This is a genomic window from Vibrio superstes (genome assembly GCF_003569005.1).
Lineage (GTDB): Bacteria > Pseudomonadota > Gammaproteobacteria > Enterobacterales > Vibrionaceae > Vibrio > Vibrio superstes.
On record NZ_BCUR01000004.1, the window covers coordinates 2,539,573 to 2,565,437 of the forward strand.

The window sequence follows — 25,865 nt, forward strand, 5'->3', positions numbered from 1 at the left end:
ACCTTTTATAAAAACAGATTCCAGCTTATAACATGCGGTAAAGACGGTTTTTACAGCTTGCAACTGATAGCTGCTTTTATTTAATCTTATTCCTTCCAAACATCAACAAACATGGTGTCAGTACCAGTGTGAGTACTGTGGCAAAGGCTAGGCCGCCGGCAATGGCGGTGGCGAGCTGAGTCCACCACTGGGTGCTTGGGGCACCGATTTCAATCTTTTGGTTTATTAGATCTACATTGGTTTGTAGAACCATAGGCATTAAACCAAGGATAGTGGTGACCGTGGTAAGCATTACTGGCCTTAGACGCTGTACACCCGTTCTCAGTATCGCTTCTTCTTTTGACAATCCACGTTGGCGCAACTGGTTAAAGGTATCGATCAAAACAATATTGTTATTAACGACAATACCTGCCAATGCAATCACGCCAATGCCCGACATCACTATGCCAAACGGGCGTTGGAACAGCAATAAACCGGCAAACACCCCTACGGTTGAGAACAACACAGCACTCAGGATCAAAAACGCTTGGTAAAAGCTATTAAATTGAGTGATCAGGATCAGCGCCATTACAGCCAATGCAGCCAAGAATGCGGACTGCAGGAAGCTCGAAGAGTTTTGCTGCTCTTCATTTTGTCCCTTAATTCTGAACTCAACACCTTCTGCTAGATCTAGCTCTTGCAATGCTTGCTCAATCGATGGCAACTCAATAGCGAGGTTATAGCCCTCACTCATATCAGCCACAACATTGACGATGCGCTTGCCATCCAAGCGATTAATGGTGTCTTGCTTAGGCTCAGGTTTTACCTTGGCAAAATTAGTAATAGGCACCAAGCCTGAGTGTGTTTTTACCCTGAGTTCATCAAAGCGACCAATATCTCGCTTGTCTTCAGGGTAGCGAACCAATATGTCGACCTCATCATCGGTATCATCGGGGAGATAATCCCCCACCCTTAGTCCATTAGTGACAAACTGAACCGTATTGCCCACCAGTGAGGCATCCGCGCCAAATCGAGACGCATCGGCGCGGTTAACATCGATAGTCCAATCAATGCCTTCCTTGCTTGAGTTATCGCTAACATTAGTCAATGCAGGATTACCATCAGCCCATAGCCGTATTTTCTTGGCCGCTGAATCAATCAGATTAGGGTCGCGAGAGGTCACCTCTATGACTAAATCGTTCTCAACTGGGGGACCTGCATCTGGAAACTTATACTCGATTTCGACACCAGCAAATTTGTCGGTTCTTTCACGAAGCTCCTCTATGATCTCTTTCACCGAGCGGCGATCCTGCCAATCTACCGGCGTCACCTGTATGGTGCCGATTTCGTCTTGCCCGCCAGTGCGAGTGTAGACACTCTCAAGTTCAGGGTGACCTATGATCTCTTGCTCCAACTCTCGCATAATGCTGTCTTTCTCAACAATAGACAGATCACCATAGGAGCGAGCCTTAACATTAAAGTATGGCGGATCAACCTCAGGGAAGAATTCAGCGCCAAGCCCTGCCTTGTTGTAGGCAAAGCCCACTGCAAATGCCAACAATACGGCGCTCAGCAATACTTTAAGAGGATGTTTAATGGCGATAGCCAGGGTGTGGTAATAAAGCTTGGTAATCCCCGTAGCCTTTTCAAAGTCACCATCATGAAGCTGCTGCATACGTATCTGCGTCGCTGCATTCATAAATTGAGGCTTGCCAATCAAACTGCCCAGCACAGGGACAAATACCAGCGCCATCACCAAGGAAGCACTCAGCGTTGCTATCAAGGTCAGCGGCAGATACTTCATAAACTCGCCCGTCGTATCAGGCCAGAACAACAATGGAGCAAATGCGGCTAAGGTCGTTGCGGTAGAAGCGGTGATAGGCCAAGCCATTCTCTTAGCTGCATCACGATAAGCCTCTTTACGAGGTGAGCCCTCTTGCATCTTTCTGTCGGCAAATTCGGTGACCACAATGGCCCCATCCACCAGCATTCCCACTGCCATGATCAACGAGAACAGCACGACGATATTCACCGTCAAGCCAAATACAGACAGTACCAATAAACCGGTAAGAAAAGAGCCTGGAATTGAGATACCGACCAACAGAGCGGTGCGCATTCCCAAGATGGCAATGATAACGATCACTACAAGGATGATGGCTGATAGCACGTTATTTTGAAGATCCGTCAACATACGATCAACGTCTTCAGAATCATCATAGGTGTACTTAACCAATAGGTTACTTGGCCATTCTGGTAATTTTTGAGCCTCAGCAATCACCGCTTTAACGATGTCCACCGACTCTATGATGTTCTCTCCTGCACGCTTTTTAACATCTAGCACGACAGCGCTTTCGCCATCTAATCGCGCAAAGCTTTCTGGGTCTCTAAAGGAGCGTCTTACCGAGGCGACATCACCAAAGGTAATGACTTGTTTGCCATCCACCTTAACCGGCAATTCAAGCACATCTTGTAGCGAAGCAAACACCGAAGGCACCTTCACCGAAAATCGACCATAACCCGTATCCACAAAACCAGCTGCGACTACTCTATTACTAGCGGCAATTAAGTTGTAGATATCACCTTGATCTAGGCCATAGCTCTCCATCAACAGGGGATCGACTATCACCTCGACAATATCGTCACGGTCACCGGCTATATCCACTTCTAGGATCTGCTTAAAGCTCTCTAGCTTGTCTTGAATGCGACGACCAATCTGAACTATGGTTCGCTCTGGCACTGTGCCATACAAAGCCACCGACAAAATTGGTTGCTCGCTGGCAAGGGTCACTTCGTTTACGGTGGGATCGTCACTGTCATCGGGAAGCTTTGATTTTGCAAGGTCGACCGCCTCGCGAACATCCGTCATCGCTTTATTAAGATCACTGCCTGCGACAAATTCTAGAGTCACAGAGCCGTGACCTTCGGATGCGGTAGAGGTCATTTTCTTAACGCCTTCTATTGAGCGAAGCTCTTGCTCAATTGGGCGTACCAACATGCGCTCAGCATCAAGAGGTGAGATACCTTGATGACCAACAGAAACATAGATAATGGGGATGGTGATGTCTGGGCTAGATTCTTTCGGGATCGTGATATACGTGTACACCCCTGCCACAATCAGCATAAACAGTAGTGTTAATACTGTTCTAGAACGATTAAGAGCTGCATCAATGATAGAGAGCATAGCTTACCCTCTACTGTCTAATGGCGATGACAGAGTCACCATCACGAACAAAGCCCTGCCCTTTAGTGACGATCTCAACGCTGTCACCTAAGCCACTTAGCCAGACACCATCTTGCTCTGCTTTAACAATCTGAATACCAACAAAATGAACCTTATCCTCTTGCAGTGTTTTTACTCCAAGGTTACCGGCCTCATCCAGCGCTAGCATTGCCGGTGTCACCTTAACGGCCATCTTCTTCTCCAACTCTAACTCCACCTCAGCGCTCACGCCAGAGGGAAGCATTTGATCTTTATTGGCAATTTCTATTTCAATCGGAAAGGTATTAGTCGTCACAGAGGAGTTGCGCGATACATAGCGCAGGGTGCCCTGAAGTTTTTCGCCCCCTAATAAAGTGATGTTCGCGGTTTGTCCTTTCTTCACTAGCTGAATATGGCGTTCACTAAGATCGGCTTCAATAACCAGCTTTTCAAGGTCGATAAGATGAGCCACTTCATCACCACGCGATAGATAGTCACCAAGTTCTACGTGCAAGCGATCTATAATGCCGTCAAAGGGTGCCCGAATAATACTGTTCTTAAGGCCTAACTTAACATTGGCGACGGTGGCTTTGGCGTTGGACAGTTCAGCCTCTGCCTGAGTAAAAGCGACTTCATTTTGTAATCCACGCTTTTTAAGGGAGGTCGCAGCATCAAACTCTTTTTGCTTAACTCGCAATAAGGCATTGGCACGATCCAACTGGATCTCTAAATCCCCTTTGTCGATCATGGCAATGATTTGCCCACGCTTAACCGTAGCACCTTTACGAACCCTCAAGGCTTTTATGGTGCCTGCAAGCTCAGCGCTGAGTTCAACATGACGATTTGGCGCCGTTCGTCCATAGAGTTCGATTTTTCGAGCGACGGGCTCGGCATTAAATTGAGTCACAACCACCTTAGCTAAAGGTACGTTGCGTTCTGTTGCTGGGGACTGTTGTGTGGGTTGTTCTGCCCTAAGGGCGCCAGCTGCAAGCCAAGCGCCGAGGGCAACAACAAGAGTAAGCGAGATGATCCAAGGTCGTTGGGCAAAAAATTGCCCTGTCCTTCTTAACGGCATAACTAAATCCTTTTAATTATCAGTAGGCGACCCTGCCTAGCTGTTTATACGGCACAGCCTTTATAAGTGACTACTGTACCGATTACTGCCGGTTATTTCTGAGGGTAGGATCACACGCTAAATGAGGCTCCACAACCGCAAGTGGTTGTTGCATTAGGGTTATTAATGAAGAAGCGTGCGCCTTCAAGTCCCTCTGTGTAATCTACTGTACCGCCAATTAAGTACTGCAAAGACATAGGGTCTACCACTAGAGTCACCTCGTCTTTCACTATAATCGAGTCGCCTTCATTCACTTTCTCATCGAAGGTAAAACCGTATTGAAAGCCACTACAACCACCACCTGTGATGTATACACGTAGTTTAAGCTCAGGATTTTCTTCCTCTGTAATCAATACTTTAACGCGCGCCGCTGCTGCGTCAGAAAAATTCAAAGGGACATTTAATTCGCTCACCGAGACCTCTCTTTATTCGATGTTGCCACTCTAGGTGACTGTGTTGATCTGGCGATTATCTAATACCTGAGCAAAGTGTTCAAGTATTCAAATTATGTGACTCCGTATAATAGTGAGACACAAGCGTTAGACTTGTGGCCAATATTTATTACAATGCTGTCATTCCCAAAAATGCTATCCGAAAGCAAGGATTCTTTAATGAGCAAATCAGAAGCACTCTATCAGCAAGCCCAAACCATTATTCCCGGTGGCGTTAACTCACCTGTACGTGCATTTAATGGCGTTGGTGGTTCTCCTCTTTTCATTGAGCGTGCTGATGGCTCTCGTATTTACGACGCAGACGACAAGGTGTACATCGACTACGTGGGTTCTTGGGGACCGATGATCTTGGGCCACAACAATCCTGTTATTCGTGATGCGGTTGTAGAAGCAGCGCAGCGCGGTCTTAGCTTTGGCGCACCAACCGAGCTTGAGATCAACATGGCTAAGCTTGTGTCTTCTCTTGTTCCTTCAATGGAACAACTGCGCATGGTGAGCTCAGGTACAGAAGCGACAATGAGTGCTATTCGTTTGGCACGTGGTTACACAGGCCGCGATAAAATCATGAAGTTTGAGGGTTGCTACCATGGCCACGCCGATAGCTTGCTAGTTAAAGCAGGTTCTGGCGCACTAACTCTAGGTCAACCGAGTTCTCCGGGCGTACCAGAAGATTTTGCTAAGCACACATTAACTGCCACATTTAACAACCTTGACTCAGTTCAAGCGCTGTTTGATGCAAACCCAGGCCAAATCTCATGCATCATTGTTGAGCCAGTTGCAGGAAACATGAACTGCATTCCGCCTATCAATGGTTTCCTAGAGGGTTTGCGTGAAATCTGTGACCAAAATGGTGCACTGCTTATTTTTGATGAAGTAATGACAGGATTCCGTGTTGCTCTTGGCTGTGCTCAAGCACATTACAAGGTGAAGCCTGACCTAACTACCCTAGGTAAAGTTATTGGCGGTGGTATGCCTGTAGGCGCGTTTGGCGGTCGTAAAGAAGTGATGCAACACATTGCTCCAACGGGCCCAGTATACCAAGCGGGTACACTATCAGGTAACCCTATCGCTATGGCTGCAGGCTATGCATGTCTAACTCAGTTAGCACAAGCAGGCAACGAAGAGCGCCTTAATGAAATCACAGCGAAATTAGCTCAAGGTTTCAAACAGCGTGCTGACAAGCATGGAATCCCGCTACTGGTGAGCCAAGTAGGCGGTATGTTTGGTTTCTTCTTTACTGATCAGCAGCAAGTTAACTGCTACGAAGAAGTGGCGAAGTGCGATGTTGAGCGATTCAAACGCTTCTTCCATCTGATGCTAGAAGAGGGTGTTTACCTTGCGCCATCGGCGTTTGAGGCAAGCTTTACCTCCCTATCTCACTCTGATGACGATATTGAGCAAACCCTCGCTGCCGCTGACCGTTGTTTTGCCACTTTAGCTGCTGAATAACCAGCTATACATTGTGAACAAGGAGCCGACTGGCTCCTTTTTTATTTCTAGCGATTCATGTTGCATAACGCTATGATTTATCATCACAAACACTATAAGTGGGCCGTTCAAAGTGCCAAAAAGATTCCAACTCACGTCTAGCCAATGGCTATTAATCGCTGCGCTACTGGTTTTTGCGTATGCCTGCTTTGTTTTAATCCGACCTTATATCAACTCAATCGTAATGGCATTTATCATCTCACTGCTGATGTTCCCAATTCACGAGTGGCTTGATAAGAAAATGCCGACAATGAGAAACACCAGCGCCCTGCTCTCTTGCATCATCTTAACCTTTATTATTGTGATACCGCTGTTGTTTGTCTTCACGGCAATCATCCAGCAAGGTTCCTCTTTTTCGCAGGGTGTTTATCACTGGGTAACCGACGGGGGGGTACAGGAGCTATTCGCACAGCCTTGGGTGGTTAAGATCCTCGATTTAATCAATACCTACTTGCCGTTCGACACCCTAAAGCCTTCTGAAATTGGGCAAAAGGTCGCAGAACTGGCCAGCACGTTTGGGTCCAACTTAGTGGCTATCAGTGCCTCTGTTGTGGGCAGTGCAACCAGCTTTTTGATGAACTTCGGCTTGATGTTGTTCGTACTGTTTTTCCTACTGCGCGACCATGAGAAGATCATCAACAATATGCGTCACATCCTTCCTTTGTCTCGCTCACAAGAAGACAGGCTACTAGACGAAATTGAGAAGGTCTCTAAATCTGCCGTAATGGGCTCTTTCTTAACGGCAATTGCTCAGGGCGCTGCAGGTGGTTTTGCTATGTGGTTGGTCGGGTTTCCAGCCCTATTTTGGGGAACTATGATGGGCTTTGCTTCATTTATCCCCGTTATTGGTACCGCATTAATTTGGGTACCAGCGTGTCTGTACCTTCTTTTGACAGGAGAAACCGGCTGGGCAATATTCTTACTGATTTGGTCAGTAGCGGTCGTTGGTTCTATCGATAACATTCTTCGCCCACTGCTCATGCAGGGAAGTGCGGGTATGAATACCCTAATGATCTTCTTTTCTTTGCTTGGCGGTTTGCATGTCTTCGGCTTAATTGGTTTAATCTACGGCCCGCTGATCTTCGCCATCACTATGGTGCTGTTCAACATGTATGAGGAAGAGTTCAATGACTTCCTCGATCAGCAAGATAACAACTAGTAAGAGTAAATTAATGAGTGCCTACACCGCCCCAAGCCAGATAGCTGAACGTCAACTTGCCTACTTCGCTGGAAAACGCGTCGTCATTGCAGGAGAAGCAGAGGATCATTTCCCAAAACAGCTACAACAGCACGCTGAAGCGGTGACCGTGTTCACGACTCATTATGGCTATCATCAGCAGATGCAGCGTCTCGGTGTGGATAGCCAATTTGGTGTCGAGTTTGATAACAATGTTGATGCTGACATGCTATTGCTTTACTGGCCAAAGGCAAAAAGTGAAGCGAAATATCTACTAGAGATGATGCTCAGTAAACTGTCACCTGAGACAGAGGTTGCCGTTATCGGCGAGAATCGTTCTGGGGTAAAAAGCATTGAAAAAATGTTCAAAGAGTTTGGTCCTATTAATAAATATGACTCAGCACGACGCTGCTCTTTTTACTGGGGCTTAAGCCAAACGCCTCCAGCCTCCTTTAAACTTAATGATTACTTTAAGTCTTATCAGGTTGAGCTAGAAGGTGTCTCTATCGAAGTTCAAAGCCTACCAGGCGTATTCAGCCACGGTGAGTTTGATTTAGGGTCTAAACTACTGCTCGCTAATCTCCCTAAACTCAATGGCAAGGTTCTCGATTTTGGCTGCGGAGCAGGCATTATTGGTGCCGCGATGGCACTGAAAAATCCATCAATAGAACTAGAGATGTGTGATGTGAGCGCTTTTGCGGTGGAATCTAGCAAGCGCACCTTGCAAGCAAACGGGCTTAAAGGGCGTGTTTTTGCTACAGATGTGTACTCTGAGGCTAGCAAAGACTACCAGTTTATTGTCAGTAATCCTCCTTTCCACTCAGGATTAGATACCAGTTACAGCGCGACAGAAACCCTACTGGCAGAGGCACCAAAACATCTTTCTCGCAGAGGTGAACTGCTCATTGTGGCGAATAGCTTCTTGAAATACCCACCGATTATCGAAAAAGCCTTTGGTAATTGCGAAACCACAAGTAAAACCAATAAGTTCGCGATCTACCACGCAACGAAATAAAACTGTGTGAGGCAACACGCTTTTTTAAGCCTTTGCTTGCCTCACTCCATTTGGCGGGTACATTTCAGCAATGATGATCTCATTATCAGGCCTTGAATTAGTACCCTATGTCAAAAAATCACACTCGCCCAAAGTTTAAACGTCTGCAAAGCACCCTTATGGGCGCCTTTATGCTGGTCAGCCTTATCCCTATGCTGCTGGTTGCTTTCTTCTTTCTTCGTTCCCACACTCAAGATCTTCAAGAGCAAAGCACCACTTACCTAACCTCTATGAGGGATGGCAATGCTAATAAGGTTACCGCTTATATCGGCAATCTTGACTCAGAGGTGATAGGTTTTGTGCATTCGGAACTGGCTTACGCCAGTGGTGGACGATTTTATGGGTTGATTGACTCTTTCAGGCGCTTAGGTAAAGACCTAGACGAATCTAGAAGCATAGGCCAACAGAGATACATTACAGGCTCTGGGAATGCCATTCGCACGAAAACCGTCAGAGACAATGACAACTACACCAGTGTTGAGCGTTACCGATTACTTCACAAGCGCTATCATTCTACCTTCCAAAGTTTGTTAGAGCGCTCGGACTTCGACGATATCGCCTTGGTTGATCTTGAAGGCAACGTCGCCTATTCAGTTCAAAAATACGATTACTACGCAACGAACCTGAATTCAGATCGCTACAAGCAAACCGAACTGGGTGGGATATTTAAACAGCTCAGAGACTACGTCGCCTCAAACAAAGGCTCCTTAGAGCAATACAATGACATCGTTCTTATGAGCGACTTTTCTATTGACGGTAACTCTGACAGCACTGAGGAAGTGGCTTGGTTTGCCGCCCCTATAGTGCAAAGAGGCTATTTACACAGCTACGCATTTTTCCGACTTCCTCTGTCTGCGCTCACAGCCCTTATCTCCGAGGAACATCTTGTTAACCTGAATGTATCCTTATTTGATAAGTCTTTAAAACTACTCGCAGACAGTAGCGAGACTGTTGATTCAAAGCAAAGCTCCCCGGTCGCCATAAAGGCCCTTGAAGGTTCTGCCGAGGTTGAAACGTACACCAACTTATCTGGCGACAATACCATCGCAGCCTACGCGCCTATCGATGTGCATGGTCTAACATGGGCAGTGGTGGTTGAGACCCCAGAAGAAATCGCATTTGAGCGAGTAAATCAGCTATTTAAGCTGTTTTTCATCATTGTATTAAGCGCCGCGGTTATCGTAGTGATCACCTCTCACTACCTATCGAACTTCATAACCAAACCTCTACTTAAGCTCACGTGGGCCGCAGAACGAATCTCTGCTGGCGACCTTAAAGAAAATGTTGAGGGCACTGAGCGCAAGGATGAGATAGGACGACTTGCAGTCAGTTTTGAGAGAATGCAACGTTCAATTCGAGAAAAGATTGAGTTGATCAAAGAGCAGAACAAAGAGCTCGAATTCAACCTAGATACCATTGCCACACAAAATAGTGAATTGCAGCTAGCGGATAAACTAAAAGATGAGTTCTTGGCCACCACCTCTCATGAGCTAAGAACGCCGCTACACGGCATGATTGGCGTCGCCCAAGCTATGCTAAGTGAAGCCCATGGAAGCGTACCGCCATCTCAAAGATATCAGCTAGAGATCATCATCAATAGTGGACACAGGTTGTCCAACCTAGTGGATGACCTTTTGGATTATCATAAGATGCAATATGGCCATTTGCAGCTTGAACCTACTGCGGTTTCACTGTCGTCAGCATCTCAATTGGTTGTCGAATTATCAAAACACTTAGTCGATAAAAAGCCAGTTCGCATTATCAATCAAATAGACAGTAGCTTGCCTATGGTCAGCGCCGATCCGCAAAGGCTTGAGCAAGTGCTGTACAACCTTGTTGGCAACGCTATCAAGTTCACCTCAGAAGGTAAGGTGATCTTAAATGCAGAGCAGCAAGGCGAACAGCTAAGAATACAGGTCATTGATACCGGGCATGGCATCCCTAAAGAAGACCTAGATAATATCTTCGAGCCACTGACTCAAAGCAATTCATCTGGTTACCATCAAGGCACTGGCCTTGGGTTATCTATTAGCAAGCGCTTGATTGAAATCATGCGCGGTGAATTAACAGTGACTAGCCAACCTATGCTCGGCACTACCTTTACCATGACCCTGCCTCTTGCAAGCAAACAAGAACTTGAAACCTTTAGTAGTGAGTCAGACACGGAACACTACTCTCGTGAGGAATTTCATCAAACCGAGTTTGATGAGGAGTCTCTATCTTTGCCAAATAACCCAGATGGCAAGCTAGTCATGATTGCGGATGACGAACCCGTTAACCTCAAGATACTGGAGAGCTTCTTGCGAGTAGAAGGGTATAGGGTGGTAAGCGCACATAATGGCCGAGAGGTGCTCGACCTAATTGGCGAAGAAAAGCCCGATATTCTGTTGTTGGATATCATGATGCCAGAATTGAGCGGATTCCAAGTTTGTGAGTACTTACGTAATCAGTACAACTACAACGAACTGCCAATCATCATGCTCACAGCCTTGAATCAAACAGAGGACAAAGTGAAGGGCTTTGACTGTGGCGCTAACGACTATCTGGTTAAGCCTTTTAATAAGCAAGAACTATCAGCGCGAATTCAGGTACATATTAATGCTAGCCTCTCGGAAAGGCGCAAGCAGGAGAACGATTCATTGAGCGCTGAGCTTACGCAGCGAGAAAGGGTCGAGTCATTGCTTTTGGAAACGCAAACCAAGCTTCTCGAACAGCTAGAGAGCACCCCAGAGGCGATTGTTTGTATCAATGAAAACCATAAGATCACCTTTGCCAATAAGTCTGCTACTGAGCTTCTAAAACGCTCTATTGAGCAAATTAAGCGCTCACAGATTGAAGAGTTTATCGCGCCCAAGTACCTACAGTTTGATCAGCCTCACCGAAGCATGGATATCGATGTCTTTGTCGGTGAGACCAAGCAGGTCATTGCTAGTGATATATTTACCCTGCCGTTGGAAACGGGTCTGCGAGGCATGCTTATTTTCAATTCAGACCCAGATGACGCTAACCAACGCATCAACAACCTTGAAGTGGCGTTGGATGCTTTAGCCAGCTACGCGTTCGCTGGAGATAAGTCCCAGCTGGAAGAGCTCAAAGAACTTGGCGATGAGTTTGCAGACTTGGTTGGACAATTGGATAACAGTAAGGACAACAAACAGCAGAATATGCGACAGCTACTTGTAGACTGTATGTCATCAGCACTTGAATATTGGGAAAGCCATGACGGTAACACTAAATTCAATTTTGCTGAACAAAGTGGCCTATGGCGTGTTTATCTTGATAGAAGCACCCTGCAGACAAGAACGCTAGACAAATACCTAAGGGTAGAAACTCTGCCTAAAACACCTCGCTGGCGTACCGTTCTCAACTCCTTAGACTTTATTCTTGCGCACTCTAATCAGGATGATGCGCAGCGAGCACAACTGCTTGAATTAAGGGAGCAGTTACAGAACATAGTCGCACAATGATTCTCTCTTAAAGAGCTTATTACGCACGGTAATGAGCTCTTTTTTATCCCTACCTCTTATTTTCCATTTCTAAATAAGCCTTAAAAACTCCAATATACCCCACTATAAACAGGGCCAGATCAGGCTCCCATGTGCAGATTTATTCAAAATTGCGAGCATAATCACAACAAACCCATAGTCATATTTTTAACTTGCGAATAAAGTAACAAAGCTTTGTTTAACCAAGATCACTGAGTTATAGAAACGCACTGCAAACAATGCAATTAAATGCACCAAGAGTAAGTAAGCACTAACAATGAGCGTGTTTAGCGTTATTCTTTGTATAAAAAAAGAACTTAAGCAGTGCTCACTAACGACACAGTATTAACGATTTTGACATCAAAACCGTCTTGTTTAACGTTTTTAACGGGAATGTAAATTGACGATTTTGACTGGAGAGACAATTCTACTCTCAACCAATGGTTCTCAGAGTCATACAGATGACCCGCCACAGTTAAGCAGTCACGTCGTTGGGTGGCACTGTTTAAGCAATAGGCTCAGGCAATCAAGCTTGGTTACTTACTAATAAAGAAGCAAACACAGACTAAGGATAAACTATGCTTGCTAACATAAAAAAAACAGTTCTTGCTACAGCGGTAATCGCAACTGCAGCTACTGCAATCTCAGCTCCAGCAGCAGCAAGATCGGAACTTACTATCGTACCTGATTTCTACCCTACAATGGTTCGCAACTTTAACCCCTACCTAGCGACGAACCTGCGTACTACTACTGATTTTATCTATGAGCCACTCGTCGTTTTCAATGAGATGCACGGTAATACACCTGTGATGCGTCTTGCTGAAAACTTCACAATGGCTGATGACCTAAAGAGCGTTACCTTTGATATTCGCAAGGGCGTAAAATGGTCTGATGGTGAGGCCTTTAGCGCTGATGATGTGGTTTTCTCGTTCAACCTCGTCGCGTCACATGCGGCACTAGATCAAACTGGCATCAACAAGTGGGTAAGCAAAGTAGAAAAGCTTAATGACCACCAGGTTCGCTTCCTTCTAACAGAAGGCAACTCAAACGTGCCTTATGAAATTGCCAAAGTCCCTGTTGTTCCAGAACATGTTTGGTCAAAGGTTGAAGATCCAACGTCTTTCACCAATGAAAACCCTGTGGGTTCAGGTCCATTTACTGAAATTGATACCTTTACACCTCAGTTATACATTCAGTGTGAAAACCCGAACTACTGGGATGCAGACAACCTAAATGTTGACTGCCTTCGTGTTCCCCAGATTGCCAATAACGATCAGCTTCTAAGTAAGATTGTGAACTCTGAATTAGATTGGACATCGTCTTTCATTCCAGACATTGACCGCACCTACAAAGCCGCTAATCCTAATCACGGTTACTGGTACCCACCAGCAGGTACGCAAGCTCTGGTAGTTAACTTTAAAAACCCAGATCCAGCGAAAAACGAAGCACTCACCAATGTAGACTTCCGTCGCGCTATGGGGATGGCCATTGACCGTGAAACCATCATTGATATTGCATTCTATGGCGCAGGTACAGTGAATGACTTTGGTTCAGGTCTTGGTTATGCATTCGAAGCTTGGTCTGATGAAGGCACTCACAATAGGTTCCAAAAATTCAACTCATACCACCCAGAAGATGCACAAAAGCTGTTGAAAGAAGCGGGTTTTAAGGATAGTAATGGTGATGGCTTTGTTGAAACTCCATCAGGTAAGTCTTTTGAGCTGTTAATCCAATCACCAAACGGCTGGACAGACTTTAACAACACAGTTCAACTGGCTGTAGAGCAGTTAAACGAAGTGGGCATCAAGGCGCGCGCTCGTACTCCTGAGTTTGCGGTATACAACCAAGCCATGCTTGAGGGTACTTACGATGTGGCTTACACCAACTACTTCCATGGTGCTGACCCTCACCTATATTGGAACAGCGCATACAACTCAGCTCTGCAAGAAGGCAGTGGTATGCCTCGCTTTGCAATGCACTTCTACAAGAATGAAGAGCTAGACAACCTATTGAACAGTTTCTACAAAACTGCGGATAAAGGTAAACAAATGGAGATTGCCCACGGTATTCAGCGCATCATTGCTGAACATCAGGTCACCATCCCAATCATGTCTGGTGCAAGTAACTACCAGTACAACACCACTCGATTCACGGGTTGGTGGACTGAAGACAACGCTAAGGGCCGTCCAAATGTATGGGCTGGTATTCCTGAGCGCCTACTTCACGTGCTGGATCTAAAACCTGTCGAGTAATCGACACTCAAAGGCGCACCAAATGGTGCGCCGGTTAATTCCCCTCAAAGTCAATAACAACTATGGCGCCAAAACGTCAGGGGATTCTTCGCTCAAAAAGCGAAATTTATCCGATACAAGGACAATAAATCGGATACTTAAGGTGTAGGTATGGGATATTTTCTAAGACGTTTATCGTTCTATTTTATCGCGTTGCTGGTGGCAGCGACGATTAACTTCATTATACCGCGAGCAATGCCTGGTGACCCCGTTACCATGATGTTTGCGAACGCTACAGCCCAAGTGACTCCAGAGCGCATCGAGGCAATGAAACAACTATTGGGTTTCGTTGATGGTCCTCTATGGATGCAGTACATCACTTATATCAAGAGTATTCTTAGCTGGGAGCTAGGTACTTCTATCAAATTTTACCCATTGAGCGTTAATGAGTTGCTGGGCGGCGCCTTTGGTTGGTCTTTATTTCTAGCTGGAACCGCAGTAGTACTTTCATTCTCTATCGGCTCAATACTGGGGATCTTCGCCGCTTGGAAGCGTGGCAGTAAGTACGACACCTTTATCACCCCTGGCATGCTGGTTATTCAAGCCGTACCTCAGGTGGTTATCGCTATGTTGGCAATGTTCATCTTTGCTATTGGTCTTAAATGGTTCCCTACCGGTTACGCCTATACCGCAGGCATTACGCCAGACTGGACAAGTTGGGAGTTCATAAAGAACGTTGCCTATCACGCCGTACTGCCTTTGGTTTGTGCCTCAATCGTGCAAATTGGTGGCTTCCTCGTGAATATGCGTAACAACATGATCAACTTGCTCGCCGAAGATTACATCACCATGGCGAAAGGGAAGGGGCTTAGTGAAAACCGCGTGGTCTTTAACTACGCCGCGCGAAATGCCTTGCTGCCAAGTGTCACTGCCCTGTCTATGTCATTGGGTATGGCGATTGGTGGACAATTGATTATCGAAATCATCTTCAACTACCCAGGCCTTGGCACTGTGTTGTTTAATGCCATTACTGCTCGCGATTACCAAGTGCTGCAAGGGCAACTGTTGATCATGACCCTATTCATGCTGTTCTTTAACTTGCTAGCCGACATGCTGTATGTGCTGCTAGATCCTCGCCTACGCAAGGGAGGCAAGTAACATGAAAGACATACTAAAACTGGTTCGAGGCAATACGGTTGCCATGATAGGCGTGGCGATTCTAAGTACGTTTTTGTTTATCGCTATTGCTGCCCCACTGATTACTCAACATGCTCCGGACAAACGTACTGGTAAGCCCCATGAGTATCCAGGCTTGATAGTAAAAGCCGCTCAAGCAAATCCTGAAGGCTGGGTTGCACAAAATCTGGCCACGGATAGCCGTACTCTACGAATGTCTAAGGAGGCAGAGCACACCTTAGGCACAACGCGCATGGGACGAGATGTTTGGGCACAGGTAGCCTATGGCGCTCGCGTATCTTTGGCTGTTGGCTTTGGTGCAGGCTTAACTGTCTGTTTTCTTGCCACCATTATCGGTGTTTCCGCAGGCTACTTTGGTGGCAAGGTTGATGAATTTCTGACGGCCGCCATGAACATCATGCTGGTTATCCCTCAATACCCATTGCTGTTCGTTGTTGCTGCATTTATTGGCGAAGCAGGGCCGCTAACCATAGCGCTAATTATCGGTCTCACCTCTTGGGCGTGGGGCGCTCGCGTTGTCCGAGCCCAGACCCTCGCATTGCGCGAAAAAGAGTTTGTTAAGGCGGCAGAAGTGTTAGGTGAGTCTTCATTTAGAATCATCTTTGTTGAGATACTGCCAAACCTTATCTCTATCGTAGGGGCCAGTTTCATTGGCTCAGTAATGTACGCCATCATGATGGAAGCCACCATCTCCTTCTTAGGTATGGGCGACCCTAACACCATCAGCTGGGGCATTATGCTTTACAACGTGCAAACCTCCTCTTCTATGCTGATTGGCGCTTGGTGGGAGTTATTGGCTCCTTGTATGGCACTGACACTATTGGTCACAGGCCTAGCTCTACTTAACTTTGCCGTTGATGAAATTGCTAACCCACAGCTTCGCTCTCATAAGGGTATGCGTCGCTGGAAGAAAATGGCCAAGTTAGACAAGAAAGAACGTAAATCTGAACCGGTTAAGGTTCCAACCCACCCAATCATGCGCGGAGACTGATCATGACTGAACCACTAATTTCTGTGCGCAACCTTTGTGTGGATTACATTACCGATGCCGGCGATGTACGAGCGTGCAATAACGTGAGCTTTGATATCGCTCCCGGTGAAGTATTTGGCTTAGCGGGTGAGTCTGGCTGTGGTAAATCCACTGTCGCCTTCTCTCTTATGCGCCTGCATAAGCAACCCGCTTTTATCTCAGGTGGAGAGGTGATCTTTAACGGCGAAGACATTCTTCAATACAGTGATGATCGTATGCAAGCGTTTCGCTGGAGCGAGATGTCGATGGTATTTCAAAGTGCCATGAACGCGCTTAACCCAGTATTGCCAATGGAAGAGCAGTTCTGTGATGTCATCATGCGCCACACTAATATGACTAGAGAACAAGCCATTAAACGCGCAGAAGGGTTAATGGAGATCGTTGATATCCACCCTAGTCGACTCAGTGATTACCCTCATCAATTCTCAGGCGGTATGCGTCAAAGATTGGTGATTGCGATTGCTTTGGCCTTGAACCCTAAGATGATCATTATGGATGAGCCCACTACAGCGCTTGATGTAGTGGTGCAGCGAGAGATCTTGCAGAAGATCTACGCGCTAAAGGAAGAGTTTGGTTTCTCTATCTTGTTTATCACACACGACCTTTCTCTGATGGTGGAGTTCTCTGATCGCATTGGCATCATGTACTCAGGTGAATTGATTGAAGTGGCTCCTGCCAAACAAATTCTTGAGCAGCCCTTCCACCCTTATACTCGCGGGCTAGGTAGCTCTTTTCCTCCGTTGACTGGCCCTAAAACCAAATTAACCGGTATTCCTGGTAACCCATTGAACCTACTAGAAATCCCTGAAGGTTGTCGCTTCCAGGCTCGTTGCTCCGAGGTCACTGAGCGATGCAAAACAGTGCCCACACAATTGCGTCAAATAGAGCATCAGCGCTTTTCAAACTGTCACCTATTTGGTGAACCTATCGCACAACAAGAAGTCAGCTAAGGCCAATGGAGAAGTAACATGAGCAAAGCAACAGGCGAACTACTCATTGAAGGCAAGAACTTAGTTAAAGACTTTCCTGTGAGCAGCAACGCACTAAAAAATCCGATGATGCGCGCGATCAATGACGTGTCATTTAAGATGTATAAGAGCCGTGGATTATCGGTAGTCGGCGAGTCAGGCTCAGGTAAATCTACCACCGCTAAAATGATCGCCAAGATGTATGCCCCCAGTGGCGGCAGCATCGAATATCGTGGTCGTGATATCCAAACCATCACTAAAAAGTCAGACCTCATGCGCTATCGCGAAGGCGTGCAAATGGTATGGCAAGACCCGTTTGGCTCACTCAACCCAACCCACAACATCTTTCACCACATCGCGAGACCTCTTCTGATCCATAAGAAAGTGTCATCAGGAAATAAGAAAGAACTGCAAGAGCGCGTGTATGATCTTCTTGAGCAGGTGGGCCTGATCCCGCCAAAGGAAACCGCAGAGAAATTCCCGCATCAACTCTCTGGCGGGCAGCGTCAAAGGGTAAACCTAGCACGAAACATTGCCGTTGGTGCAGAGGTGGTACTTGCTGATGAACCCACCTCAATGCTGGATGTGTCTATTCGTGCAGGCGTGCTAAACCTGATGGAAGAGATGAAGTTTGAAAAGCAGATGTCTCTTTTGTACATCACCCACGACATTGCCACTGCACGCTATATTGCCGAAGACATCGCGGTTATGTATGTGGGTCACATGGTGGAATGGGGTGATACCGATGAAGTTATTGCCAACCCGCAACACCCATATACGCAGTTATTAGTCTCTGCAGTGCCCGATCCTGCCAAATCTATCCATGAAAAACTGGCAGGTAATAAAGGTGATATTCCACTTTGGACTCCAGAATCTGCTGGCTGTCCTTTTGCTGGACGCTGCCTGCACGCTACCGATAAATGTAAAGATAAACTCCCTGAAGTCACTCAACTGTCCGATAACCACTTTGTTCGCTGTTACTTGCACGAGGGTTAAGGGTGACTTCTGTTTTGGCCCTCATTATTGGGGGCTATTTTTCTATAAGGAATAACGACTTATGCAGTTGTTAATCAATCAAATCGGCTACTCCACTACTGCCGATAAACAGGGTGTCCTGCTCTCTCCTCACCCTTTATCTCTACAAACCGTCGACAATACCGATATCATCATTGTGGATACAAAGACTCACCAAGAGATAGCCCGTGTACCGCTTCAACCCGGCGCTCAGGTGGATCAATGGAATATAGGCTGGTGCTACACTTTTGACTTTAGCAAGCTCAACAAGAGCGGCACCTATCAGGCTCGCTTTGAAGGCTACGCATCGCACACTTTCGAGGTTCAACCTCAGCTATTATTCAAGCGCACCTTTTCTGATCTTTTGCATTATTTCAAATCGCAGCGCTGTAGCGGTATCTACAATCAAGCGGATCAACAAGCCACACTATTGGGCTCAGAGCGAACCATTGATGTCTCTGGCGGTTGGTATGATGCCTCTGGAGATGTAAGTAAATACCTAAGCCACCTATCCTACGCCAACTACTTGAACCCACAGCAAATTCCTATGCTAGTTTGGAATCTGCTCTCTAGCCTAGACAAGCTGAAAACTGAACCAAGCTGCCACCCTTTTACTCAAGCCCGCCTGATGGATGAGGCGCTATTCGGCGCTGATTTTCTAGTGCGAATGCAAGATGCAGAAGGCTTCTTCTACATGACTGTGTTTGACCAATGGAGCAAAGACCCTGCCCAGCGAGACATCTGCGCCTATAAAACCCAAGCTGGTATTAAGCTTGAGAATTATCACGCAGGCTTTCGCCAAGGAGCGGGGGTTGCCATTGCAGCCCTTGCCTCTGCTGCTAGGCTTGAACACTGCGGTGAGTTCAACAGTGAAACCTATTTAGAAAGAGCACAGCTTGGTTATTGGCACCTAACAGAGCATAACCAAGACTACCTAGACGACGGCACTGAGAACATTATTGATGAATATTGCGCGCTACTGGCTAGCGTCGAGCTCTGTAAAACAACCAATGAATCTCGCTATTTAGATGAAGCTCGTCAATGGACACAGAAGCTTACTGCACGCCAGTCTAGTGATGATTACTGTCACAACTTTTGGTCTGCCAATAGTGATGGTACTCGCCCTTATTTCCACGCAGCAGAAGCTGGGTTGCCCGTTATTGCCCTATGCTGTTTTCTCGATATCGAGACAGATACAGCCATAAGAAGTCAGGTAGTCGACACCATCAACGCCTCAATGCTGTTTGAGCTAAGCATCTCTCAGAGAGTGGCTAATCCCTTTGGCTATCCAAGGCAGTATGTCAAGGATGTGAGTGGCGAGAAACGCGATGCCTTCTTTATTGCCCAAGACAATGAATCAGGTTATTGGTGGCAAGGAGAAAATGCTCGCCTCGCCTCACTTACCGCAATGGCACATTTTGCGCTTCCTTATCTATCTACGCACTTGATCCCTCAGGTAAAAAACTACGCACAGCAATCCCTAAACTGGATTCTAGGTCTTAATCCCTATGATATGAGCATGCTTGATGGGCATGGACACAACAACCCAGACTACCTCCCTGAGTTGGGCTTTTTCAATGCGAAGGGAGGGATTTGTAATGGCATTACCGCAGCCTTTGATAACCCGTTAGGCATTGGATTCAAACCCGAAGAATACGCCGATAACTTAGAGCAAAACTGGCGCTGGGGAGAACAATGGTTGCCTCATGCGGCATGGTACCTATTAGCAATTGCCTATCAAACCAGTGATGAATTATCAGGAGACTCCCAATGAGCCTATTTCGTCTCGACCTAAAAGTGATTAATCAAACCGAGCAGCGCACTCGATTTTCAATGACCCTTAGTAACCACTCTTCACGGACACTCGAAGAGTGGACTCTCTATTTTTCTATTACCCGCTTTTTAGACGCGAGCAGCAATACGCAAGGTGAGCTCTCTCAGCTGGGTAGCTTTTGTACTTTGCAGTCACTGGCAACGCTGCAAGCTGGTGCTCAATTTGCCACTGAGTTTGAGATGCCTACACCACCATTGCAGCTGCAGTGCGACGGTATTTTAGAAGCGTTTATTGTCGCATCAGAGCAGTATTCTGTGGATGTAACTCCTCTGCAGCTCATTGAACCAAAGTCGAATCCACAACCTATAGCAAAGGTACACAAGGCGAGCGTTGGCATTATCCCTAAACCTCAAGAGATACACATTGACTCTGGTGTCTTTGAATTTGCCCATAATGAGGCGATATTCGTTGGCTGCGATCAAGCAAAACAAGCCGCTTTATGGCTGATTGAAGCAAAGCCTGAACTTGGCTTATCCCTAGGAAAAGAAGCAAACAAAATCGAGTTTAAGCGACTTGAAAGCTTACCTCACCAGTCTTATCAACTAGAGGTAACTAGCAACTCAATCACTCTATTTGCCAATGACTACCAAGGGTTCAGCCACGGTGTTGCTTCCCTATTGCAACTGCTTGGCAATGGCACCAAGGCCACTTGCGTTCAGATATCAGATAGCCCTGTTTATGACTATCGAGGAATGATGCTGGACTGTTCAAGGCACTTCCATCAACTAGATCAAATTAAATTGATCATCGATCAACTTGCCCGCTATAAGTACAACCACTTTCATTGGCATCTCACCGATGATGAAGGTTGGCGTATTGAGATCAAGGCCTTCCCTGAGCTGACCGATATTGGCGCATGGCGGGGCAAAGATCTGCCCCTTACTGCTCAGTTTAAACACATCGACTCCAAGTATGGGGGGTTCTATTCTCAAGAGCAGATCAAAGAGGTTATTGCCTACGCTAAATGCCGTGGGATCAGTGTGATCCCTGAAATCGACATACCGGGTCACTGCCGAGCAGCAATCAAGGCCCTCCCCCACCTTTTGCTCGATAGGGATGATAAGTCCATCTACCGCAGTGTGCAGCACTACACCGACAACGTGCTCTCACCTGCGCTAGAGGGAACGTATGAATTCCTCGATAGGGTGCTCGAAGAGGTTGCTGAGTTGTTCCCTGCCCCTTATGTGCATATCGGCGCTGATGAGGTTCCTGAAGGGGTTTGGACAGATAGCGAAAAATGCCAGGCTGTAATGACTGAGTACGGCTATTCTGATGCCAAAGAACTGCAAGGACATCTTCTGCGCTACGTTGAAAACAAACTCAGCAGTTTAGGTAAGCGCATGCTTGGTTGGGAAGAAGCTCAGTATGGTGACAAGGTTAGCCAGCAAACAGTGATCTATTCTTGGCAGAGCGAAGAAGCCGCCATAAAATGTGCCCGTAAAGGTTTTGATGTAGTCCTGCAACCTGGTCAATATACCTATCTTGATATGGCTCAAGAATTTGATGCCACTGAGTCAGGGTTCTATTGGGCGAACATTACTCCGCTAAAACACGCTTATCACTATCGCCCTTTGAGCGAGATCGAAGCAAGCGACCCTATCCAACAAAAGGTGTGGGGAATCCAAGCTGGATTATGGTGCGAACTCATTGATAGTGCCGAGCGACTGCAGTATATGGTACACCCAAGGCTGCAAGCCATAGCCGAGGTGGCTTGGACCAAAGAAACCAACAAAGACTGGAATGATTTCTTATCTCGTTTACAGCTTGATCTGGAAGGGTTAGAGGGCCGCGGTATCCACTACCGCAACCCTTTTTAAAAGGCCAGAAGTTGAGTTGGCGTTAAGGTAACGTCAACTCGGCTACCAATATCTAACTGTTCTATGGAGCTAGACAGTAGCTTGTGTCCATCCACATCGATAACGTAGCGGAAGTGATCACCCATGAACTGCTGCTCTAATACCTTAGTCAGCCCCTCTGGATTTGCCGTCAGTTGCAGATGTTGAGGTCTAAACAATATATGAGCCTGCTCATCGGTACTTTGCTGCTTAGATAGCGCTTTAACCACACCAAGGGCAGTTTGATACAGCCCTTGCTCTACTTTGAGCCCAGGTAAATAGCTGCCACCACCAAGAAAGTCTGCAACAAATCGGCTTGAGGGATTGTGATACAAATCGCTCGCAGTGCCAAATTGCTCAATCACTCCCTTGTTCATCACTGCCATTTTATCGGCAAAAGCAAAGGCCTCTTCTCGGCTATGAGTCACAAAAATAGCGGTTACGCCTGCTTGCTTGAAGATAGCACGGATCTGAGCAATCAATTTATGACGTACTTGGGTGTCGATATTCGAGAAGGGTTCATCGAGCAATAGTAGATCAGGTTTATAAGCAAGAGAGCGCGCAATAGCTACTCGCTGCTGCTGACCACCAGACAACTGATGAGGATAACGATCACCAAGCTCCTGAAGATGAACCATCTCTAGCATTTGCAGAACACGTTCTTTCTGCACTTCTTTTGCCAACTCTTGAATACCAAAACAGATATTCTCCGCTACCGTTAGGTGAGGAAATAGCGCGTAATCCTGGAAGATCATTCCGATATTGCGCTGCTCTGGTGCAACCCAATGCTTTCCGTCATCAATAACGTTACCGTTAAGTTCGATATAACCTTTAGTGAGAGGCAACAAGCCTGATATCGCCTTAAGTAGCGTGGTTTTACCACAACCACTGGCACCCAACAAACAGACGATTTCTCCCTGTTTAACCTTCAAAGACAAAGACTCTAGAACAGTCTGGTTGTCATACTTACAGGTGAGGTCTTTAATGGCTAAGGTACGGCTCATTAGTGTGGTTGCTCCAAAGAACGGTTGACGATAATTAACGGAATCAATCCAACGAGCACAAGCAGTACTGCAGGCATCGCCGCAATTTCCAATTGCTCGTCAGAGGCAAAGTTATATACGTAGGTAGCGAGTGTTTCAAAGTTAAATGGTCGCAATAGCAATGCCGCATTTAACTCCTTCATTGACTCGATAAACACCAATAAAAAGGCGATCAATGCCCCACGCTTCATTAGCGGAATATGCACGCGCTGCAGCATTTGCGTACTGTTACAACCCATAGTGCGTGCGGCCATATCCAATGACGGTGATACCTTGTTCATACTGCTCTCAATAGTGCCAATGGCGACCGCAGAGAAACGCACAACAAAAGCAAATACGATGGCAAACATTGAGCCTGAGAAGATAAGTCCGGGTCTTCCCCAATCCATCGCCTTTGCAATATCATTAATAAAATGGTCAGCCGTTAGTACCGGTACCATCACACCAATCGCAAGCACAGTTCCAGGAACAGCGTAGCCTAGAGAGGCTAAACGCACGAACACATTGCTACTGGTTGTCGCAGATAAGCGATTATAGAAGTTCAGTACCACTGCGATAACCAAGGCAATCAATGCCGCCAGCACTGACACCTGCAGACTGTTCATCGCATATTGATAAAACTGAGTCGTCCAGCTTTCTGAAAAGTAACGATAGGCGTACTGACAAAGCTGAAGTAACGGGAAGATAAAAGCAACGGCAACAATGGACCAACACCAGGTAACCGCTGCCCACTTTTTCCAGCCTTTCAGCTCATAACGGAAATTTTCATGGCTATTAAATTGATTTTGGAACAATTTCTGCTTGCGGCGGCTGTACCGCTCAGCACTGATCAGCAGAATAATCACCAACAGCATAATTGCTGAAATCTTAGCGGCTGCGCCTAGATTAGAGTAACCAAGCCAAGTATCAAATACCGCAGTGGTGAGAGTATTCACCGCAAAGTAACTGACAGTACCAAAATCACCAATAGCTTCCATCGCCACAAGGGAAAGACCAACGGCAATGGAAGGACGAATAATCGGTAACGATATACGCCAAAAGCTCTGCCACGGAGAACACTTTAGCAATCTAGCCGATTGTAGAATGCTCACGCTCTGCTCCATGAATGCAGCGCGACACAGCAGATAAATATACGGATAGAGAACCAAAGACAACACCCAGATAGCGCCACCTAAAGTACGCATATCAGGGAACCAGTAGTCTCCTGGACCCCAACCTGTGATGTCTCGCAAGAAAACCTGTAAAGGGCCGGCAAAATCAAACCAATCCGTAAAAACGTAACCGACAATATAACCAGGCATAGCCAGAGGCAGTACCATTGCCCACTGCAACACTTTTTCTGATGGAAGGCGACACATAGCCATTAGCCAGGCGCTTGGAATACCAATTAACAGAGACAGTAACATCACTCCAAATACCAACCAGAAGGTATTTGAGACGTAGGTAGGCAACACCGTATCAAAAAGGTGGGTGAACAAGTCGTTATCACCACCGATACTGGTGTAAAAAATGGCTAAAATTGGCAAAACCAGTAGTACAGCTAAGAGTGCACTACTGGTTCGAAAAACGGGATACTTTTCTTTCATCAAATAACTTGAAAAGGCGTCCTAAAGACGCCTTAATTCTAAACCTTAAATTTTATAGGTGTTTAACCCATGCAGTGTATTACAGGTCAAACTTAGTTTCATCCAATAGCTTCACAGCAATCGCATGATTTTCAGCAATTTTCTCAAGTGCTAGTGTATCTGCTTTGAAGTCACCCCATGAAGCGACTAACTCAGAACGCTTCACGCCTTCTTTCACTGGATACTCGTAGTTCACTTCTGCGTACATTTGCTGAGCTTTGTCGCCTGTTAAGAATTCCATCAGCTTCTGAGCATTGTCACGGTTTGGAGAGTGCTTAGCCATTGCCATACCACTCACATTTACATGTGTACCGTTAGATTCTTGACCTGGGAAGTTAATGTAAACTGATTCAGCCCACGCAACTTGCTTTGGATCGTTAACCATCTTGCCTAGGTAGTAGCTATTACCTAGTGCTAGGTCACACAAGCCCTCTTTAATCGCTTTAACCTGTGCACGGTCATTGCCTTGAGGCTTACGAGCTAGGTTCGCTTTAACGCCTTCAAGCCAAGTTTTTGCTTCCGCTTCACCGTAGTGCGCCACCATAGAAGCCACTAAAGAAACATTGTATGGGTGCTTACCGCTGCGAGTACAGATCTTGCCTTTGTATTCTGGGTTAGCTAGGTCAGTGTAATCAAAATCAGAACCAAGCTTGCCAACGCGATCACGCGAAGAGTATACGTTACGCGCACGTAGAGTCAGTGCAAACCACTCGCCTTCAGTATCACGGTACTGAGCAGGGACATTTTCATCAATCACCTTGCTATCAACACTCTGCACAACGTCTTTATTGCTTAGCTCAACCAAGCGACTGATGTCTGTAGTCAATACTACGTCAGCTGGACTGTACTCACCCTCTTGAACTAGTTTCTCAGCGATACCTGTATTAGAGAACTTAACGTTTACCGTGATACCCGTTTGTTTAGTAAATTCATCAAACATTGGTTCAACCAAAAATGGCTGGCGGTAAGAGTACACGTTCACTTCTTCTGAAGCTGATGCGATTGGCGCGAATACACCGCTAATAGCAGCAGTCAACACAAGTAATTTTTTCATTCTAGTTCCCTTAATTGAAAGTGAGAATAGTTATCAATGCGTTTATTATATTCAAGAACTCGTTTCAAACAATGATAAAAAACAAC

The 25,865-nt window shown here is 46.3% G+C and carries 17 protein-coding genes; 11 read left to right on the top strand and 6 right to left on the bottom strand.

Annotation, left to right across the window (positions count from 1 at the left end; translation table 11 throughout):
- Positions 1 to 76: 76 nt before the first annotated feature.
- The 3 genes from D5I41_RS19535 to erpA form a co-directional block, all read right to left on the bottom strand.
- On the bottom strand, positions 77 to 3,160 hold the full coding sequence (locus D5I41_RS19535; protein WP_119011244.1) for an efflux RND transporter permease subunit: 3,084 nt from the start codon (positions 3,158 to 3,160) through the stop codon (positions 77 to 79).
- A gap of 10 nt (positions 3,161 to 3,170) precedes the next feature.
- A complete protein-coding gene (locus D5I41_RS19540) occupies positions 3,171 to 4,253 on the bottom strand; it encodes an efflux RND transporter periplasmic adaptor subunit (protein ID WP_119011245.1) in 1,083 nt (360 codons plus the stop codon).
- Positions 4,254 to 4,363: 110 nt separating this feature from the next.
- Positions 4,364 to 4,705 (bottom strand): iron-sulfur cluster insertion protein ErpA, encoded by a 342-nt coding sequence (erpA, locus tag D5I41_RS19545; RefSeq protein ID WP_017028370.1) that lies wholly within the window; start codon positions 4,703 to 4,705, stop codon positions 4,364 to 4,366.
- Between the two features lie 198 nt (positions 4,706 to 4,903).
- Between erpA and hemL the strand changes: the two genes are divergently transcribed.
- The 11 genes from hemL to D5I41_RS19600 all read left to right on the top strand — a co-directional run bounded on the left by hemL (position 4,904) and on the right by D5I41_RS19600 (position 22,039).
- Entirely contained in the window at positions 4,904 to 6,193 is a 1,290-nt protein-coding gene (gene hemL, locus D5I41_RS19550) for a glutamate-1-semialdehyde 2,1-aminomutase (RefSeq protein ID WP_119011246.1), read from the top strand.
- Positions 6,194 to 6,305: 112 nt separating this feature from the next.
- Entirely contained in the window at positions 6,306 to 7,391 is a 1,086-nt protein-coding gene (locus D5I41_RS19555) for an AI-2E family transporter (RefSeq protein WP_119011247.1), read from the top strand.
- A 13-nt stretch (positions 7,392 to 7,404) separates the two neighbouring features.
- Positions 7,405 to 8,424 carry a 16S rRNA (guanine(1207)-N(2))-methyltransferase RsmC gene (gene rsmC, locus D5I41_RS19560; protein ID WP_119011248.1) on the top strand — a complete coding sequence of 340 codons (1,020 nt, stop codon included), beginning with the start codon at positions 7,405 to 7,407 and terminating at the stop codon, positions 8,422 to 8,424.
- Between the two features lie 107 nt (positions 8,425 to 8,531).
- Entirely contained in the window at positions 8,532 to 11,930 is a 3,399-nt protein-coding gene (locus tag D5I41_RS19565; protein ID WP_119011249.1) for a response regulator, read from the top strand.
- A gap of 596 nt (positions 11,931 to 12,526) precedes the next feature.
- Complete coding sequence (locus D5I41_RS19570; protein ID WP_119011250.1) at positions 12,527 to 14,200, top strand: ABC transporter substrate-binding protein; 1,674 nt, start codon at positions 12,527 to 12,529, stop codon at positions 14,198 to 14,200.
- A gap of 150 nt (positions 14,201 to 14,350) precedes the next feature.
- Entirely contained in the window at positions 14,351 to 15,337 is a 987-nt protein-coding gene (locus D5I41_RS19575; protein ID WP_102430834.1) for an ABC transporter permease, read from the top strand.
- 1 nt (position 15,338) lies between these two features.
- The gene (locus D5I41_RS19580; protein ID WP_119011251.1) at positions 15,339 to 16,367 is read left to right on the top strand and encodes an ABC transporter permease; all 1,029 of its coding nucleotides are present in this window, start codon (positions 15,339 to 15,341) and stop codon (positions 16,365 to 16,367) included.
- 2 nt (positions 16,368 to 16,369) lie between these two features.
- Positions 16,370 to 17,356 carry an ABC transporter ATP-binding protein gene (locus tag D5I41_RS19585; RefSeq protein ID WP_119011252.1) on the top strand — a complete coding sequence of 329 codons (987 nt, stop codon included), beginning with the start codon at positions 16,370 to 16,372 and terminating at the stop codon, positions 17,354 to 17,356.
- 18 nt (positions 17,357 to 17,374) lie between these two features.
- A complete protein-coding gene (locus D5I41_RS19590) occupies positions 17,375 to 18,370 on the top strand; it encodes an ABC transporter ATP-binding protein (RefSeq protein WP_119011253.1) in 996 nt (331 codons plus the stop codon).
- A gap of 61 nt (positions 18,371 to 18,431) precedes the next feature.
- Positions 18,432 to 20,162 (top strand): glycoside hydrolase family 9 protein, encoded by a 1,731-nt coding sequence (locus D5I41_RS19595; RefSeq protein ID WP_119011254.1) that lies wholly within the window; start codon positions 18,432 to 18,434, stop codon positions 20,160 to 20,162.
- Complete coding sequence (locus D5I41_RS19600) at positions 20,159 to 22,039, top strand: beta-N-acetylhexosaminidase (RefSeq protein WP_119011255.1); 1,881 nt, start codon at positions 20,159 to 20,161, stop codon at positions 22,037 to 22,039. The genes D5I41_RS19595 and D5I41_RS19600 overlap by 4 nt, the downstream gene beginning before the upstream one ends.
- Here the strand turns inward: D5I41_RS19600 and D5I41_RS19605 are convergent.
- The 3 genes from D5I41_RS19605 to D5I41_RS19615 form a co-directional block, all read right to left on the bottom strand.
- The gene (locus D5I41_RS19605; protein WP_119011256.1) at positions 22,036 to 23,061 is read right to left on the bottom strand and encodes an ABC transporter ATP-binding protein; all 1,026 of its coding nucleotides are present in this window, start codon (positions 23,059 to 23,061) and stop codon (positions 22,036 to 22,038) included. The two genes, D5I41_RS19600 and D5I41_RS19605, sit on opposite strands and share 4 nt — an antisense overlap.
- The gene (locus D5I41_RS19610; protein WP_102376313.1) at positions 23,061 to 24,686 is read right to left on the bottom strand and encodes an ABC transporter permease; all 1,626 of its coding nucleotides are present in this window, start codon (positions 24,684 to 24,686) and stop codon (positions 23,061 to 23,063) included. Before D5I41_RS19610 ends, D5I41_RS19605 begins: the two co-directional genes overlap by 1 nt.
- 79 nt (positions 24,687 to 24,765) lie before the next feature.
- Positions 24,766 to 25,779, bottom strand: coding sequence for a Fe(3+) ABC transporter substrate-binding protein (locus D5I41_RS19615; RefSeq protein ID WP_119011257.1), 1,014 nt, complete (start codon positions 25,777 to 25,779; stop codon positions 24,766 to 24,768).
- Between the last annotated feature and the right edge of the window lie 86 nt (positions 25,780 to 25,865).

Coding starts and splice junctions, on each gene's coding strand:
- D5I41_RS19535 (WP_119011244.1), bottom strand. CDS start 3,160: ATGCTCTCTATCATTGATGCAGCTCTTAATCGTTCTAGAACAGTATTA.
- D5I41_RS19540 (WP_119011245.1), bottom strand. CDS start 4,253: ATGCCGTTAAGAAGGACAGGGCAATTTTTTGCCCAACGACCTTGGATC.
- hemL (WP_119011246.1), top strand. CDS start 4,904: ATGAGCAAATCAGAAGCACTCTATCAGCAAGCCCAAACCATTATTCCC.
- rsmC (WP_119011248.1), top strand. CDS start 7,405: ATGAGTGCCTACACCGCCCCAAGCCAGATAGCTGAACGTCAACTTGCC.
- D5I41_RS19565 (WP_119011249.1), top strand. CDS start 8,532: ATGTCAAAAAATCACACTCGCCCAAAGTTTAAACGTCTGCAAAGCACC.
- D5I41_RS19570 (WP_119011250.1), top strand. CDS start 12,527: ATGCTTGCTAACATAAAAAAAACAGTTCTTGCTACAGCGGTAATCGCA.
- D5I41_RS19575 (WP_102430834.1), top strand. CDS start 14,351: ATGGGATATTTTCTAAGACGTTTATCGTTCTATTTTATCGCGTTGCTG.
- D5I41_RS19580 (WP_119011251.1), top strand. CDS start 15,339: ATGAAAGACATACTAAAACTGGTTCGAGGCAATACGGTTGCCATGATA.
- D5I41_RS19585 (WP_119011252.1), top strand. CDS start 16,370: ATGACTGAACCACTAATTTCTGTGCGCAACCTTTGTGTGGATTACATT.
- D5I41_RS19590 (WP_119011253.1), top strand. CDS start 17,375: ATGAGCAAAGCAACAGGCGAACTACTCATTGAAGGCAAGAACTTAGTT.
- D5I41_RS19595 (WP_119011254.1), top strand. CDS start 18,432: ATGCAGTTGTTAATCAATCAAATCGGCTACTCCACTACTGCCGATAAA.
- D5I41_RS19600 (WP_119011255.1), top strand. CDS start 20,159: ATGAGCCTATTTCGTCTCGACCTAAAAGTGATTAATCAAACCGAGCAG.
- D5I41_RS19605 (WP_119011256.1), bottom strand. CDS start 23,061: ATGAGCCGTACCTTAGCCATTAAAGACCTCACCTGTAAGTATGACAAC.
- D5I41_RS19610 (WP_102376313.1), bottom strand. CDS start 24,686: ATGAAAGAAAAGTATCCCGTTTTTCGAACCAGTAGTGCACTCTTAGCT.
- D5I41_RS19615 (WP_119011257.1), bottom strand. CDS start 25,779: ATGAAAAAATTACTTGTGTTGACTGCTGCTATTAGCGGTGTATTCGCG.